We start from the raw sequence: 15,610 nt of genomic DNA on the forward strand, positions 1-15,610 counted from the left end.
GCCACCTTCTTCATGACCTCGTCTCCGAGAGCGAGACGGAATATTTTTCGGATAAAAACGGGATATACCACGTGCGAAAACCAAAATATTTGGATGCCCAATACGAAGCACAAAGATCTCGACAAATCAGGCTGATCGAAGTAGCAATGGCGGCCCCGATAATTCCATACAGCGGAATGAGACAAGCGTTTCCGATTATGTTTAGTGCAGCTGAACAGACAAGAATATTGCGGGCCGTTTTTTGATGTCCGGTCATCGTCAATAAGGGGATGACACTGCCTGTGCAAAAATTGACAAACTGCCCCATACACAAAATCACAAGGACGAGGCTTTCACTCGCAAACTCTTCACCAAAAAAAGTAAGCAACGGAACGGCGAATATCGCTACGAGCAGATTGAGAGGAGCAGAGGTGAAGAAAATGAGACGATTGGCAAACGCAATCATCTTTTTCAAGCCGTCCATATCATTACGTGCGTACAGCTCAGAGAACTTGGGAGAGAGAATCGTATTGATGGAAATCAGCGCAAAGCCCGTCACCATTGCCAGACGAATGACCACACTGTATACCCCAACTGTTTTTGCATCCGTAAAGATGCCCAGCATGATCATATCTGTCCACGTCATAATCAATTCCATCGACGCACTGAGATACATGGGCAGTGCGACTGCAATAATTTCCCTCAAGCCAACGCCAGGTTCTCGCGTAGTCGGCTGTACACCCTTACGGAATCCTCGGCTCGTCGCATACCACTTCCCCATCCCATAGACAGCATTCAAGATAACAGCAGCTGCGAGCAGTTGAATCAAGAGCATCGTACTGGGTTCGAAAAAAGGAATGGCGATGAAAAGAAACGCCAAGTGCAGAAAACGCATACCGACGATATCGACAGTGATCGAGATGACAACCCGATGCAGTGCCCGAAACGCAGATGCATACAGCCTTGCGAGCGACACAAACGGAAGCATCCACGCGACGACTCGCAGTGCCTCTGCTGGCAGCTCCCCTGCAAACACGTAGGCGGACACCTGCTCCGAGAACACATGCAAAAGTACACCAAGCACAATCGAAATCAGCGTCGCCCACAGCACTACTTTGTTGAATACTTCGGAAATCTGATAAAGCGAGCCTTTCGCGCGAAATTCCGAGAGAAAGCGGATTATGGCTGTATCCGTCCCCAAAACGGCCAGCACCATTCCGATGTTCATCAGGGTGATCGTCAGCGAATAGATGCCCAGGCTCTCGGCTCCATACTCTCTGGCAATGTAGAACTGCAAGAGATAGAGCAGCATGAAGCCAAGGAGCCGAAACAAAAACGTGAAGGCCGAGCCGCGAATCACTTCGTGAACATCGCGATCTTTATGCAGACGGTTCCATTGTCGTTGCCAAGCTAATTTGAGGGCATGCATGCTTACAAACGCCCCGCTTTCTGCTATGCGTTGTACCCATATCCGTAGTAGCCTTCTCTCTTCCCTACCTTTTTGTTGTTGAGAACAACACCGAGCAGATTGGCTCCTGCCGCTTTTAACTGCTCTACCGCTTTGACAGCAGAATCACGCTTCGTCTTGCTTGCATCCACCACCATGACACAGCCGTCCATTTCCCTTGCCAGCACCATTGCGTCGCTTACGATTAATGGCGGGCTGTCGACAATCACAAAATCAAAATTGTGGCGCAGGTATGCCATCAATTCCAAGAGCCGTGGCGTTCCGAGCATTTCCGCTGGATTATGCGGAATTGGCCCTGCCGTAATGATCGACAGCTCTGACACGCCAGATGGTTGAATAATATCGTCAATCTGGCACATATCCGAAAAGTAAGAACTAATTCCGTACAGATTCGGCATATCAAAGGTGAAATGTACCCGCGGATTGCGCAAGTCAAAATCAAGCAGCACCGTTTTTTTGCGATCCTTTGCCATCATCAAGGACAGGTTGGCAGCGGTGATCGTTTTTCCCTCAGAAGCCCCTGGACTGGTGACTAAAATCGTTTGCATCAGCTTGTCGCCCATGGAAAACTGAATGTTTAAGCGAAGGGTACGGTAGCCCTCTACCAGCGGAGACAGCGGCTCCCAATGGGCGATCAGCTTTTGGTAACGATCATCAGGCTTCTGCCTTCTCATACTCATTCCTCACTTCCTCCACCTTGGGCTGGCGAAATGCCTTCCGCGTTTTTTTGTCAATCACCGCAATCGTTGCCAGTACAGGTAAGCCTAAATACTCCTCCACTTCTTTTTCCGATTGAAGTCGGGTATCTATCTGCACCAGCAAGAAGACGACGACCATAGATGTTGCCAACCCGAGGACAAAGGCGATCACCGAATTGAGGATTGGTTTTGGACTCACTGGAATGGCCGCCGGATTGTTTCGGGCTTCTGCCAAAATATGCACGTTGTTCATGCTAAGCATTTTGACGACTTCTTTCTGAAAGGTCGTCGCGATTGTATTGGCGATGAGCACTGCTCTGCCCTGATCCGGGTCTTCTACCGTAATGGAAATGACCTGCGAATCCTTGACTGGCTCCACCTTTGTTTGAAGCAGCAGATCCTCCATCGTAGCGCCCGCCCCGATCACTTCGAGCACGCGCTCCATCACCCGCGGACTTTCAATTATCACGCGATAGGTCTCAATTAATTTCAGATTGGAATCAATTTCCGCGACGGATAGCACGCTCTCTACGGTTGAATCCAGTGAGCGATTCACTAATATTTCCGTCTTCGCCTGATAAATCGGTGTCAGTAAATAGAAGCTCACGAGCGCTGTTCCGATGGTGCACAAAGAGGTAATTAAAAGGATCAGCTTCCATCGCTTCAACAACATCAGGAGTATTTCACGAAAATTAAGCTCCTCATTCATCCTGCTTCCCCCTTTGCCCCGCCATGCTGTCACTTCCTTCTTTCGGCAGTTGTACGGGAGGTTCGATTTGTTTTTGAAAAGTTGAAAGACTCTCGGTCAACCTCTCACGCTCTTGCGGGCTGACGATATAGTAGTAGATTCCATTGATCATTTGACCCTTTCCTTCCAAACGAATCGTCTCGACGGAGGTAACTGCCGTGCTGTAGCTTAAGGCAAGCTGTTTCATCACATCAAAGGTCATGTTCGTTTTCACGTATTTCTCCATCGTCGCAAGGACGTCATTCAATCGGGTAGGCGCTGCAAGCGTTACACCTTTGTCCAGCAATGCCTTGATAATTTCCTGCTGTCTTTCGTTGCGCCCGAGGTCGCCTCTCGGATCCTCGTAGCGCATGCGAGCATAGACCAAGGCTTGCTTCCCGTCTAACTGGATGGGACCTACTGGAAAGGTGTAATCCGCATAAGTAAAGGCAAGCTTGTTGTTGACTTCCACTCCTCCCAGCGCATCGATCACACCTGCGAATCCTTCCATATTCGCGGTCACCACGTAATCAATGGGAAATTGGAGAAACTGTTCGACGGTGTCTACTGCCTGTTGCACTCCACCGAATGCATATGCGTGATTGATCTTATCCTGAGTACCTTTGTGAGCCATAGCGGTTCGCGTATCACGCGGTATGCTGATGAGCAACGCAGATTTCGTTTTCGGGTTGACGGAGAGTACGAGGATGACATCAGAGCGCCCCTTGTCATTCTCTCGTTCATCAACACCAAGAAGCAACAGAGTGATCGGTTCTTTGGGCAAGATAGCGGAGTTCTCCACTTCAGCCGCAAGCGGTGTAGTTGCTTCTTGTGAATTCACGGTCGGCGATTGCCTCACAGTAGCTGGTGCAGTCGCTACAGGTACCTCGACAGATTTCTGCGTGCGAACAGGGAGGTACATTTTGCTGGCCGTTTCTTTTAACGACAGATAGACATACACACCATAGCCACTCAAGCTGATGAGACAAATCAATCCTCCCCATACAAGCAGCCGCTTCCACTTTATCGTGGCGATCTTTTCCTTCCATTTGCTGACGCTCATCCGATCGCCACTTGATAAGGGACTGATGTAGACTCTTCCTTCACGTAAGAAGTGGATTGATAGCCAGGAACGATCCCTTGCAAAGTCTCGATAATGGTTTGTTTGTCCTCCATCGTCGCTCCCTTGTCTGCAATTTGCTCCAACCGGGCGATCCCTGCCAAGAGCTCATTCCAGGAAAAATCGAGCGGCTTCCCAATGAAGATGCGATTATGGCAAGTAGACGACAAGCCTTCTTCCTCTGTCAAAATTTCTTCGTACAGCTTCTCACCTGAACGAACTCCCGTGAATACAACCGGAATATCCTTACCGGGCTCCAAGCCTGCCAAGCGAATCAGGTCGAGGGCCATATCGACAATTTTGACCGGTTTCCCCATATCGAGAATGAATATCTCCCCTCCCTGAGCGAGTGCTCCCGCCTGGATGACGAGCTGGGCAGCCTCAGGAATGGTCATAAAGAATCTCTCCATATCTGGATGCGTAATGGTAATCGGTCCACCTGCCCGGATTTGATTGAGAAAAACAGGAACGACACTCCCCCTGCTCCCCAGGACATTTCCAAAACGAACAGCCGCAAAACGGGTAAGTCCGAAATGGTTATAACCCTGGATCAGAAGCTCAGCGATCCTTTTCGTGGCGCCCATCACACTGGTTGGATTCACTGCCTTGTCCGTCGAGATCAGGATGAAATGAGAAACGCTGGTTTCCAGCGCGCATTCCGCAACGTTTTTCGTACCCAGAATGTTATTTTTTAATGCCTCACACGGGTTGTTCTCCATTAACGGCACATGCTTGTGGGCTGCCGCATGAAAAACAACGGCAGGACGATACTCATGCATAATCGAAGCAATTCTTTGTCTGTCACGAATATCTGCAATCAGGCTGACCGTTTCCTGTTCAGGAAACAAACGCGAGAGCTCCAGGCTCATTTCAAAAATACCGTTCTCTTCGTTCCCCAAGAGAAGCAGTTTCCTTGGACCAAATCTAGCTATTTGTCTGCAAAGCTCGGACCCAATCGAGCCGCCCGCTCCTGTCACAAGTACGACTTGCTGCCGCAAGTACCCCGTAATCTCTTCCAGATTGACCTGAACAGGCTCCCTTCCCAATAAATCCTCCAATGCTACATCCCGAATCATGTTCATCGTGATTTTTCCGCTGATGATGTCTGCTACATGCGGCAAAATTTTGACGCTCGCTCTCGTCGTTTTGCAAATGTCGAAAATATCCTTAATCGTCTGCCGGGAAGCGGATGGCATGGCAATCACGATGTCTGATATAGAAAGTCGTTGCACGACGCGGGCGATGTCAGCCCGATTCCCTACAACTGGCAGGCCGTACACACGCAGATTTTGTTTGCTGGGCTCATCATCGATAAAAGCCACTGGACGTAGCTCCGACAAAGGCGAGGTTTTCATCTCCCTGGCTACGAGCACACCTGCGCTACCTGCTCCGATAATTAATGTGCGCCTGCGATCCTGGGTTCTTTTCTCCCGCTCTTCATACCACCACTTCCATACAAACCGGGAGCCTGTGATCCCGAACAAGACAAAGGCGAGCGTCATGAGAAAAAGTGAGGTGGGAAATCGGATGGACCAACCAAGCAGGTACGTCATTTTCAGTACCAGATAGAGAGCTAAAACGGAAAAGCTCGTAGCTAAAATGATCGAGACCAGTTCGCGAACACTGACATAGCGGAAAACAGGTCGATAGAGTTGAGCAAAGTGCATGCCTGTCACGACGAACAGTACGTGGCCCATCATCAAATACATAGGTTGATATTCGCTTATCTCCGTGAAAGAAAAATCAAATCGAACCAGGCAGGCCAACCAGACAGCCAAGCTGATAATTCCTGCGTCCGATAAGCTTAACCAGAATCTTCTCTTCCGGTAGCTCATATTCATCCGCTCCAGGTGATCGTTATTCAAAGAATGGTCATCATAAACGCCACAGACTAATTTCTGCCGGGCATGTTTCGCGATTTAGCACGCTTTTCACGTCTGCGATGACACCTTGCCCCTGATACAAGAGCCCTGCAAGCTCCTCCCATCCCAGGTGCAGATATCGTTCATGTGGTACGGCCAATACGATTCCGTGGGCAGGCTGCAGGTCTTCCCACTCTCGTAATTGAATACCGTATTCCTCTCTCGTCCGCTCTGGACAAGCCAATTCATCTGTCACTTGGACCTCTACTCCGAACTCCTTTAGTTCCTGAATAATGTCGATGACCCGACTATTGCGAATGTCCGACACGTTTTCTTTAAAGGTGATGCCCATGATCGTAATTCGCGAGCCTTGAATCGCAATATTTTGCCAGATCATTTGCTTCACGAGTGAGGTCGCGACGAACTTGCCCATTCCGTCATTGATCCGTCGTCCAGCCAGTATGACCTGCGGATGATAACCGACACTCTCCGCCCTGTATGTCAAATAGTACGGATCGACGCCAATGCAATGACCACCGACGAGTCCTGGAGAGAACGGAAGGAAATTCCATTTGGTCCTTGCTGCTTCGAGTACATCTGCCGTAGAAATGCCCAAGCGGTCAAATATAATCGAGAGCTCATTGATCAAGGCGATATTGATGTCGCGTTGTGTGTTCTCAATCACCTTGGCTGCCTCAGCCACCTGAATCGAAGGCGCTTTGTGAATACCCGCCTCTACAATCAACCCATACATCTCGGCAATCGTTTCACACGTCTGGCGATCTTGCCCTGAAACGACCTTGACGATCTGGGACAATCTCCGTTCCCGATCCCCCGGATTAATTCGTTCAGGTGAGTAACCGACGAAAAAATCAGTCCCCGCCAGCTTTCCAGACGCTTGTTCCAATACAGGAATACAAATTTCTTCTGTTGCCCCTGGATAAACGGTCGATTCATAGACGACGATGGTCCCTGAAGTCAGATGTTGCCCAACGCTTTCAGATGCGAGAATGAGTGCCCGCATATCGGGCCGTTTCGCAGAATCGACAGGAGTGGGTACCGTGATGATGATAAAATCGCACGCTGCGAGACTTGCGGGGTCATCTGTATACGTGATGTTGGCTCGCTTTAGCTCATCCGTCGACATCTCTCCCGTTTCATCCATTCCGCCCTCCAGACTGCGTATGCGTCTTTCGTCTATGTCAAAACCAACTACTGGAAGCACTTGCCCAAAAGCAATCGCGACAGGCAGTCCTACATATCCAAGACCTACTACTCCCACTTTTTTACGCATGAGCCACACCATAATAGCTGACGTACCAGTCTACAAAGCGAGATATCCCTACATCGACTGGTGTTTTCGGTCGAAAGCCTGTCGCCTCATACAGAGCTTCCACTGACGCATAGGTAGCAGGAACATCCCCCGGCTGGATGGGCAAATAGTCGCGAACAGCCTTTTTACCCAGCTTCTCTTCCAGAATCGAAAGAAACGTAAGTAAATCGATCGGCTGGTGATTCCCGATGTTGAACACCTCATGCGGCGCCTTATCCCCTTCCCTTTGGGGAATTCGATTCATCAGTCGCAGCATCCCTTCGACGATATCGTCCACATACGTAAAGTCTCTTGTCATGTTGCCGTAGTTGAAAATGCGGACAGGCTCTCCCGACAAAATCGCCTTGGTAAACGTATAGAGTGCCATATCGGGTCGTCCCCAAGGCCCATATACCGTAAAGAAGCGAAGTCCCGTTGCAGGCAGGCCGTATAAATGACTATAGGTATAGGCCATCAGTTCATTGGCTTTTTTCGTTGCTGCGTACAAGCTGACCGGCTCATCTACGGGATCGTACTCAGCAAATGGTAGCTTTGTATTCCCTCCGTAGACGGAGCTTGAGGATGCGTAGAGCAAATGCCTGACTCTCGACCGTCGGCATCCTTCTAAAATGTGCAGAAACCCGGTGATATTGGAAGTCGTATAAGCATGAGGATTTTCCAGACTGTACCTGACGCCCGCTTGAGCGGCCAAGTGAATGACAATCTCCGGCTCCATTTCTCGGAACAACTCGTCCATTTTGCTCTGATCTGCAATATCCACTTTGAAAAAACGAAATGATGGATACGCTTGGAGGATTTCCAGTCGTTTGCTCTTCAAGACCGGGTCGTAATACTCATTGCAATTATCTACCCCCCACACCGTCTGTCCTTGTTCCAAAAGCCGTCGTGCTACATGAAAACCGATAAATCCAGCTGCGCCTGTCACCAAAATCGACATACTATCCACCTCTTTGCTTATTCATACGGAGGTTCTAGGACAAATATGCCAGTGGCTGCCCGAAGTTTATGGAACACATTTTTTATGTAGTCCATGCCCTTTTTACCAAATGGTTGTCAACATTTGAGAAATGGTTGAATGAAATGAAAAGAAGACAATCTTGTCTACCCATTTTTTGGAGGAGAATGCTTTTATGTGGATTGATGTAAAAACGTACGGAGCAAAGGGGGATGGAGTGACCGACGATACCCAAGCCATTCAGACTGCCTTGACTGCTGCTCTGAACTTGCAAATTCCTCTGTTTTTCCCTGCTGGCACCTATATCATTGAACCAAACAGGCTGGAGGCCATCCTGGAGACAGGAAAAAGCCTAGTAATGCTGGGAATCGGTCCTTATTCCGTGTTAAAAAGGAAAGCCAATTCAACTGCCGCAGATTGGCGCTGGCTGTTCTCAATTACATCCACAGGTGGTGATGCGGATTCTTTTGTGGTCACCAACCTAAAGATTGATTCCAATGCCAGAGCAAACCCACTGCCTCCCGATCCTTACGATTACGAGCATAGCGCCGATTTCTACATTCGTGGTGGCGGTCCTAGCAGCTATATCAATTACGTAGCGCTACGACAAGTATGGTGTACGGATGGAATCGCCGACCATTTTTACTTTGCCGGGGAAACGAACTCCTATGTCCGCACTGTGCAAATTACCGATTTTTACAGTGACAACCGCAAGCGTACACGCTCAGATATTACGGTGACGGGTGGCCTGGAACGTCTGAATGCAGCGAATGTAGCGTGTGATCGTTTTGAGGTCGAGCTCAATGCAGGGTTCGACGGAGCCACACCCATGTTCGTAAACCTGAGCAATATCTCTTGCCGTCAACAGCTCGACTTGGAAGGAGATCTGTCCTCCCCGATGGTCGTGCAAGGTAGTCAGCTTGTTTCGCTCGCCAGCTTCAGTCTCACTGGCATGACAGGCTGTATCAGTTCCTCGGTTTTTTATACGGCACCTGATCAGAAAAATCGGGTGAACTTTATGAAAAACATGACTTTCAGCAACTGTCGCTGGGTATTGCATACGACCGCACAAGGAAGTACAAAGACGGTTGGTACCGGTCTGACCGTGGATTATTCGGATATAGGTCTTGTATTTGATGGCTGCAGCTTCGAGGCCGATGATACAGCTACTTCCATCGGCGGCTATGCCTTGAGCTTGGAACCATGGGATGTACTCGCCGAAAGACAGGTTACCGTGAGAGACTGTTCGTTTGACCCTCGGTTGACCCAAAACATTTCATTGAACCGCTGCGGAAATGTCTCCCTCATCAACAACCGTTATTCCGGTTCTGATCACGCGATCATGCTCTTCGGCACCGGAACGTACCCATTGGTAGTCACCGTGGATGGTGGCGACTTCAGCCAGGTTACTGGAAAAATGTTTTATCACAAGTCTTCGGATAAAATAACCCTCTCCATGAAAAACCTCCCTGTTCCTGTTTCCCTCACTAGCGGCTACAAATCCGAAAACTCTACCTATATCCCAACTGTTTCCATCAACGAACGTGTGGTGTATGTCGCAACAGCCCCCAGCGCCTCCGTCAAATACGGCGGTCTCAAAGGCGATACACTGCGCTTGATCACTCCTGTAAACAATCAACCATGCGAATGGATTGCGATTACGACAAATAAAACTGCCTGCACCTGGCTAACGACCAAAACGGCCAAAAGCTAAGGGGAATGAAAAACATCCATCTTGCCCCTCGTTGTGGGATAGATGGATGTTTGTTATTAGGCAATACGCTCCAAATCCGGATTGTAGCGTTTCACATAGGTATAAATTTCTTCCCCGAGCAATTGCGTTCTCACGAGCTCATCTGCCTGTTCACTCAAATGCTGGGTGAGTTGATTGGTTCCATTTTCGATGCGTCTTTTGGCAGCCTCAGGCAACGTCAATACATGCGGTACGAGTAATTGCAGGTACCAGACGCCCTTTTCTTCCTCGGAGACATCGATCTCCAGTTCCATATCCGAACTGTCGAAATCGTACAGCTGGTTAAAGAGAGACTCCCTTTTTTCCAGCGTCATTGCGGTAATGTCGATTTTTTCCACGCTCAAATAATACTCTTCATTGAACAAGACAATTTTGTCGTCAATCTCCTGATACTTTTTCGCCAGCGGATTCATCGTCATCGTTCCTTTCCATCTCACATCTATCCTATAGCATACTACCTTACTGAATATTTAGGCAACTCGTCCGTGTAGAAAGGGCCTTGCTCCATGCAAGACCCTCATTTATTACAGGAGTGTCGATCCCTCCACTACGGCTTGTGCGTCCTCCTTGGAAATAAGGACAGCGCGAGCCTTACCGCCGCTTTGTCCTGCGACGTACCCATCTGCCTCCATCATTTCGATGAGACGAGCGGCACGGTTATATCCGACGCGGAAACGGCGTTGCAATCCAGATGCAGAAGCTTGTCCTTGATCGGCCACGAACACGAGCGCTTCCAGATACAACGGATCATCTCCGCTGTCAAACGATGCAACCTGCTGATCCAAATCTTCTTTGCTGAAAATGTACGCAGGCTTTCTTTGCTTTTTGATCATGTGCGTGATTCGCTCGATCTCGTCATCTGAAACGAAGTTCCCTTGCAGACGAACCGGAGTCGTGCCGCTCTCAAGGAACAGCATGTCCCCTCTACCCAACAGTCGTTCTGCCCCAGACTGATCGAGAATCGTACGTGAGTCAACTTGGGAGAACACGGCAAAAGCAAGACGAGTCGGTACGTTTGCCTTGATGTTTCCGGTAATAACATCTACGGATGGGCGCTGTGTCGCCAGAAGCAAATGAATACCGCAAGCACGTGCCTTCTGAGCGATCCGGATAATGCAATCTTCCACATCCTGCGGCGAGACCATCATCAGGTCAGCCAGCTCATCGATGATGATTACGATATAAGGAAGCTGATCATCTGTCGTCTGATTGTAGCGGTCAATATCGCGAACACCCGCATCTACGAACAGCGCATAGCGCTTCTCCATTTCTTCCACGGCCCACTTGAGAGAAGCCGTTGCTTGCTTGGCCTCCGTCACGACCGGCGTAACCAGATGCGGCAAATGATTGTAAGGGGCGAGCTCCACCATTTTCGGATCGATCAAGAGCAATCGCACCTGCTCAGGAGTCGCCTTGTAAAGCAGACTGACGATGATAGAGTTGATGCAGACACTTTTACCTGAGCCTGTCGAGCCGGCAATCAAACCGTGCGGCATCTTTTTAATATCCGCAATAATCGGCTCTCCGCCGATGTCCATACCGAGTGCGACCGCCAGCGGAGAGGAATGCTCCTGAAACTTGTCAGAGCTGATGATCTTTTCGATTAATACAGGCTGGCTGGACATATTCGGGACTTCGATTCCGATGGCATTGCGACCTGGAATCGGTGCCTCGATGCGAATGTCTTTGGCAGCCAAATTCAGCTTGATATCGTCAATCAATCCCGTAATCTTGTTCACTTTTACGCCGGGAGCCGGTTGCAGCTCAAAGCGTGTCACGGATGGACCTTTGACAATCCCTACTACCTGAGCGCTGACATTGAAATTCGCGAGCGTCTCTTCCAATAACAGCTTTTGAATTTGGGTATGCTCATCGTCGTCATCGCTAACCGGCGGGCTCGGATTCAGCAGTCCCAAATCCGGCAAGTCGTATGGCGGCTGTGCTGACTCTGCTCCTTGGTCCGCTTCATTGGACGAGTCTTTTACCGGAGCAGACGCAGGTTGCTTCGTCATGGATACCTGAGACATGTTCACGGGCTGTGCAGCGGATGAAGCAGGGACAGGGACTGGAATGGATTCTGGAATGGATTCTGCAACAGATTCAGATTCAGCAACTGGTTCTACAATCGGTTCTACAGATTCCACAACTGGTTCCACAATTTGTTGAACAATAGATTCAGGATCAGTTGGTTCTGTTTGCTCTAGCGTATCTTCGGAAACCGAACCCACTTCTGCAAAACTGAGCTCCTGTGGTGAATCTACTTCTGCCCTTTCTAGCAATCTGCTAATTGCAGATGCATAGGCAGGCTCTTCGAGGCCATCTCTCCCTAGCTCTGTTTCGTCTTCTTGATTCTCCTCCCCAACAGAAGGAGACTCCACATGATTGCCAACATTCTCGCTCTCCACCTGCACAACCGCACTGCGTGTAGTGATCAGTCTATGCTCGGCTTCCTCATGGGCTAGTCGCTCTTCCATCGTTTGAGAGTAGTCTGTCGGTTCTGGTTGCCCAATAGACTCCGATTCCTTCTCTTCGGAATTCTCGCTCGCCATTGATTCTGCAAGTTCTATCTCTTCAGTTTGTGCCTCTTCTTCCTCATTCTCCCGAGCTACAATCTCTTCGCCTTTTGGCTCAAAAGCATCAACATCAGACTCTTGCAGATCCGTAGCTTGCAACTCCGTATCTATCATTTTCCCTGCTATTTCTTCTGCTACCGTCTCTTCCATTTGCATGGAAGCAGCAACCTCTCGTTCTGAATCTAGAGCTTCTGCCATAGCAGACTCCGAAGCAGTCTCTTCTCTTTCGTTATGTATAGATTCATCTCCAACAACATGCTGCGGTTCATTTTGCTCAAAAGAAGCAGTCTCTTGCTCCTCTGGAAAATAACGCTCGCTCATCTCTTGTTCCCACTGCTTCACCTGCTGCAAATGCTCTTCTTGCTCCAGACGCGGATATATGATTCCCGCAGTCGTATGAATCCGATGCTCTGCCTCGCGCGTCGCCGGGGTTATCTTCCCATAAACAGGGGAAACGATTTCAGACGGCTGGTAGGCACGCTTTTCTTCTGTAGAAAAAACGGGTCTCGTTACTTTTTCCGCTTCTTTTTGCGGCGTACGGTTTGGACGCTGCGGTATTTCGATGTTGTTTTTGACAAGCTCAGGTTTCTTTTTCTCGAAAACAGTCTCTGTCTTTGTTTCCAGCACACGATCATTTGCTGGCCGCACCGTTTCACGCTTGGGCTCGAATCTCTCACGAGGTGCCTGCTGACGACTGCGTTCATTCGATTCGGCAGGATTTACGCTATGATTACGCTTCTTGTCCAAATAGTCATCCGGGACAACTGGAAAACGAAATTGACGCTCTCTTCTTTGACGCACATTGTCTTCTATATCTCGATTGCTTACCCGTTCTTTTGGGTAGATGCTTTTTGTTTTCGCCTGAGGCTGAGGCTGACGGGGAACGGGATTACCTGTTGGGTTACCGGTACCTGCTGGACGGCCTTCTTCCTCTATTTCTTCTTCTCTTTCTCCCTGAAAAAAGTTCATCAGCTTTTGAAGCCACGACCACATGTTGCAACGCCCTTTCTTCACTAACCATCTTTTCCCCTTCATTTTACCACGAAAATGGGACAGAATTAGCTGGATTGTGATTTTTTTCCGTTTTTGCGAAACCTTTTCTCTATTTGTGCGTAGAAGAAGAGGGGAATAAAAAAATAATATACATAGGGGAGGAACAACATCATGTGGAAAAAAGGAAGCGCCCTTCTGGTAGCAGGTACAGTATTGCTGACCGGTTGTGCTGGCGAGGCATCCCTGGTGCGTGATTCTATCGTAGCGACAATTGAAAAGCCAAACTATGATTTTGAAGGCTCCTTGAAGCTGACAGGCGACGTTGAGAAATTGCCTGAAGCATTCGGAGAAACGGCTGACAAAGAAGGAACGGCGTTGTTGTCCGCTTTGAAAGCAGGCGTAACAGTAAAAGGCTCCCAGCTGGATATGGATACTGTGAAGTTTGAAGTAGAAGTAAAAGACGACAAACTCCTGCGCGACAACAAGCTGTGGACAGGTGACAAAAAAGCATCTGTTGAAACGATCGTTGACGAAGATAAAGTCTATGTGAAGTCTCCACTGGACAGCAAGTACTTGGTAATCGATTCGAGCGCATCCAATCCTTTCATGGCTGAGTTTGGCGGCTCCGATGCTGCTAACGCTGCGAAGCTGAAAGACTACCAAGACAAAATGAACGACCTTACTTTCAACTTTGTTAAAAAGTATGTAAGTAAATATGGCTATACATTGACAGACGCGAAAAACCATGGCAAACAATCCGTTACATTGCCGAACGGTGAAAAAGTAGAAGCGACTCACGTAACTGTAAAAATCGACGCAAAAGAACTCGTGAAAATGTTCTTCTTCACAGCTAACGATGCAGTAGCTAGCAAAGAAGTAAAAGATTTTGCGATCGATATGATGGTACTGACCACTTCCATGACAGAAGATCTGTATCCAGAACTGGGCAAGAAAACTACAGAGGCTGAGAAGCGTGCAAATGCAGAAGCAATGATCAACGAAAGCATGGCTGAAGCGAAAAAATGGCTGGATGAAACAGGTAAAGTATACACACCTGAAAAAATCGTAGAAGAAATGAAAAAAGAAGGCTTCCACAAGCTCGCTTGGAACCTCGACTTCTACATCGACAGCAACAAAATGCCTGTGAAACAAACAAGCGATCTGAGCGTAACTTTCCAAGCTCCTGAAATGAAGCAAGCTGTGACAATCGGTCTGGCTGCTGATCAATATGCATACAACTTCGGAAAAGCAACCAAGTTCAATGCACCAGCAAAAGATGCTGGTCTGACTGTAGAACAGCTGGTGAAAGATGAAAAAGCAATCAACAGCTTTAGCGACAAAGGCTTTGTTCGTCCAATCGCTGAAAGCATGGTTGATCAACAAAAATGGATGGAAGAATTGACTGAGGATCTGGAAGCTGAAGAAGCAGCGACCACTACGAAGTAATATTTTTTCTCACGAAGAAAGCACGGCGCCTCTCGCGTCGTGCTTTTTTACATCCCCATAAAACTAGAGAATTTGCTGCTCTTCCAGGTATGTAAGGACACTCTGGACAGATTCTTCAATTGTCTGCTTGTCGCTTTCAATGACCAGTTCTGCTTGAACAGGCTCTTCATACGGTGCTGAAATCCCCGTAAACTGACCAATCTCTCCGTTTCTCGCTTTTTGATATAGTCCCTTCACATCCCGTCGCTCACACTCATCCAATGAACATTTTACGTATACCTCGATGAATTCTCCTGCCTCTACCAGATTACGCGCAAGCTCCCGGTCTTCCCGATAAGGAGAGATAAATGCCGTCAAGGTAATCAAGCCTGCATCTACGAACAGCTTCGCGACCTCGCCAATTCGGCGAATATTTTCCCGTCTGTCCTCTGCCCCAAACCCCAATCCGCGGTTTAAGCCGTGACGTATATTGTCACCATCCAGTACGTAACTGGCTAGTCCTCTTTGATGCAATTCGTGTTCGACTGCATTGGCCAACGTCGATTTGCCCGCACCAGACAGCCCCGTAAACCATAAGACACAGCTTTTGTGGCCTGCACGCTTTTGACGGTCTTGTTTGGTTACCGTCGTTGGATGCCATACGATATTCGCGGTGCCCTCTCTACTCATTGTCTCTCTCCTCTCTTACAACCGCTTTCTTCTA

The 15,610-nt window shown here is 48.7% G+C and carries 12 protein-coding genes; 2 read left to right on the plus strand and 10 right to left on the minus strand.

Annotated features, from left to right (window positions below; all coding sequences use genetic code 11):
- Nucleotides 1-10 precede the first annotated feature (10 nt).
- Genes POF51_RS14610 through POF51_RS14640 form a run of 7 tightly spaced genes read right to left on the minus strand, consistent with a single transcriptional unit; the run spans nucleotide 11 to nucleotide 8,124 of the window.
- Nucleotides 11-1,408 carry a flippase gene (locus POF51_RS14610; RefSeq protein WP_069847715.1) on the minus strand — a complete coding sequence of 466 codons (1,398 nt, stop codon included), beginning with the start codon at nucleotides 1,406-1,408 and terminating at the stop codon, nucleotides 11-13.
- A gap of 23 nt (nucleotides 1,409-1,431) precedes the next feature.
- Entirely contained in the window at nucleotides 1,432-2,127 is a 696-nt protein-coding gene (locus POF51_RS14615; protein WP_017250532.1) for a CpsD/CapB family tyrosine-protein kinase, read from the minus strand.
- Entirely contained in the window at nucleotides 2,102-2,854 is a 753-nt protein-coding gene (locus tag POF51_RS14620) for a YveK family protein (protein WP_271755649.1), read from the minus strand. The genes POF51_RS14615 and POF51_RS14620 overlap by 26 nt, the downstream gene beginning before the upstream one ends.
- Entirely contained in the window at nucleotides 2,847-3,935 is a 1,089-nt protein-coding gene (locus POF51_RS14625) for an LCP family glycopolymer transferase (RefSeq protein ID WP_069847719.1), read from the minus strand. Before POF51_RS14625 ends, POF51_RS14620 begins: the two co-directional genes overlap by 8 nt.
- Complete coding sequence (locus tag POF51_RS14630; RefSeq protein WP_271755650.1) at nucleotides 3,932-5,827, minus strand: polysaccharide biosynthesis protein; 1,896 nt, start codon at nucleotides 5,825-5,827, stop codon at nucleotides 3,932-3,934. The genes POF51_RS14625 and POF51_RS14630 overlap by 4 nt, the downstream gene beginning before the upstream one ends.
- A 40-nt stretch (nucleotides 5,828-5,867) precedes the next feature.
- Nucleotides 5,868-7,148 (minus strand): nucleotide sugar dehydrogenase, encoded by a 1,281-nt coding sequence (locus tag POF51_RS14635; RefSeq protein ID WP_271755651.1) that lies wholly within the window; start codon nucleotides 7,146-7,148, stop codon nucleotides 5,868-5,870.
- Nucleotides 7,141-8,124: an NAD-dependent epimerase gene (locus tag POF51_RS14640; RefSeq protein WP_069847725.1), complete on the minus strand. Its 984-nt coding sequence runs from the start codon at nucleotides 8,122-8,124 to the stop codon at nucleotides 7,141-7,143. The genes POF51_RS14635 and POF51_RS14640 overlap by 8 nt, the downstream gene beginning before the upstream one ends.
- Nucleotides 8,125-8,317: 193 nt before the next feature.
- Here POF51_RS14640 and POF51_RS14645 point away from each other — a divergent pair, with 193 nt between their 5' ends.
- Nucleotides 8,318-9,856, plus strand: a complete 1,539-nt coding sequence (locus POF51_RS14645; protein ID WP_069847727.1) for a glycosyl hydrolase family 28-related protein — start codon at nucleotides 8,318-8,320, stop codon at nucleotides 9,854-9,856.
- A 56-nt stretch (nucleotides 9,857-9,912) separates the two neighbouring features.
- Here the strand turns inward: POF51_RS14645 and POF51_RS14650 are convergent, their stop codons facing one another.
- The gene (locus POF51_RS14650; RefSeq protein WP_026043245.1) at nucleotides 9,913-10,308 is read right to left on the minus strand and encodes a hypothetical protein; all 396 of its coding nucleotides are present in this window, start codon (nucleotides 10,306-10,308) and stop codon (nucleotides 9,913-9,915) included.
- A gap of 111 nt (nucleotides 10,309-10,419) precedes the next feature.
- Nucleotides 10,420-13,461 carry a DNA translocase FtsK gene (locus POF51_RS14655; RefSeq protein WP_442869573.1) on the minus strand — a complete coding sequence of 1,014 codons (3,042 nt, stop codon included), beginning with the start codon at nucleotides 13,459-13,461 and terminating at the stop codon, nucleotides 10,420-10,422.
- A 171-nt stretch (nucleotides 13,462-13,632) separates the two neighbouring features.
- On the opposite strand from POF51_RS14655, the gene POF51_RS14660 reads away from it, so the two are divergent.
- Nucleotides 13,633-14,907, plus strand: coding sequence for a hypothetical protein (locus tag POF51_RS14660; protein WP_069847729.1), 1,275 nt, complete (start codon nucleotides 13,633-13,635; stop codon nucleotides 14,905-14,907).
- Between the two features lie 63 nt (nucleotides 14,908-14,970).
- Here the strand turns inward: POF51_RS14660 and cysC are convergent, their stop codons facing one another.
- The gene (gene cysC / locus POF51_RS14665; protein ID WP_069847731.1) at nucleotides 14,971-15,576 is read right to left on the minus strand and encodes an adenylyl-sulfate kinase; all 606 of its coding nucleotides are present in this window, start codon (nucleotides 15,574-15,576) and stop codon (nucleotides 14,971-14,973) included.
- Nucleotides 15,577-15,610 lie beyond the last annotated feature (34 nt).

It is taken from the genome of Brevibacillus sp. AG (genome assembly GCF_028369215.1).
GTDB classification, from domain to species: domain Bacteria; phylum Bacillota; class Bacilli; order Brevibacillales; family Brevibacillaceae; genus Brevibacillus; species Brevibacillus porteri.

Bases quoted from the DNA above. Each gene is read 5' to 3' on its own strand.
- POF51_RS14610 (WP_069847715.1), bottom strand. From the start codon at position 1,408: ATGCATGCCCTCAAATTAGCTTGGCAACGACAATGGAACCGTCTGCAT.
- POF51_RS14615 (WP_017250532.1), bottom strand. From the start codon at position 2,127: ATGAGTATGAGAAGGCAGAAGCCTGATGATCGTTACCAAAAGCTGATC.
- POF51_RS14620 (WP_271755649.1), bottom strand. From the start codon at position 2,854: ATGAATGAGGAGCTTAATTTTCGTGAAATACTCCTGATGTTGTTGAAG.
- POF51_RS14625 (WP_069847719.1), bottom strand. From the start codon at position 3,935: ATGAGCGTCAGCAAATGGAAGGAAAAGATCGCCACGATAAAGTGGAAG.
- POF51_RS14630 (WP_271755650.1), bottom strand. From the start codon at position 5,827: ATGAGCTACCGGAAGAGAAGATTCTGGTTAAGCTTATCGGACGCAGGA.
- POF51_RS14635 (WP_271755651.1), bottom strand. From the start codon at position 7,148: ATGCGTAAAAAAGTGGGAGTAGTAGGTCTTGGATATGTAGGACTGCCT.
- POF51_RS14640 (WP_069847725.1), bottom strand. From the start codon at position 8,124: ATGTCGATTTTGGTGACAGGCGCAGCTGGATTTATCGGTTTTCATGTA.
- POF51_RS14645 (WP_069847727.1), top strand. From the start codon at position 8,318: ATGTGGATTGATGTAAAAACGTACGGAGCAAAGGGGGATGGAGTGACC.
- POF51_RS14650 (WP_026043245.1), bottom strand. From the start codon at position 10,308: ATGAATCCGCTGGCGAAAAAGTATCAGGAGATTGACGACAAAATTGTC.
- POF51_RS14655 (WP_442869573.1), bottom strand. From the start codon at position 13,461: ATGTGGTCGTGGCTTCAAAAGCTGATGAACTTTTTTCAGGGAGAAAGA.
- POF51_RS14660 (WP_069847729.1), top strand. From the start codon at position 13,633: ATGTGGAAAAAAGGAAGCGCCCTTCTGGTAGCAGGTACAGTATTGCTG.
- cysC (WP_069847731.1), bottom strand. From the start codon at position 15,576: ATGAGTAGAGAGGGCACCGCGAATATCGTATGGCATCCAACGACGGTA.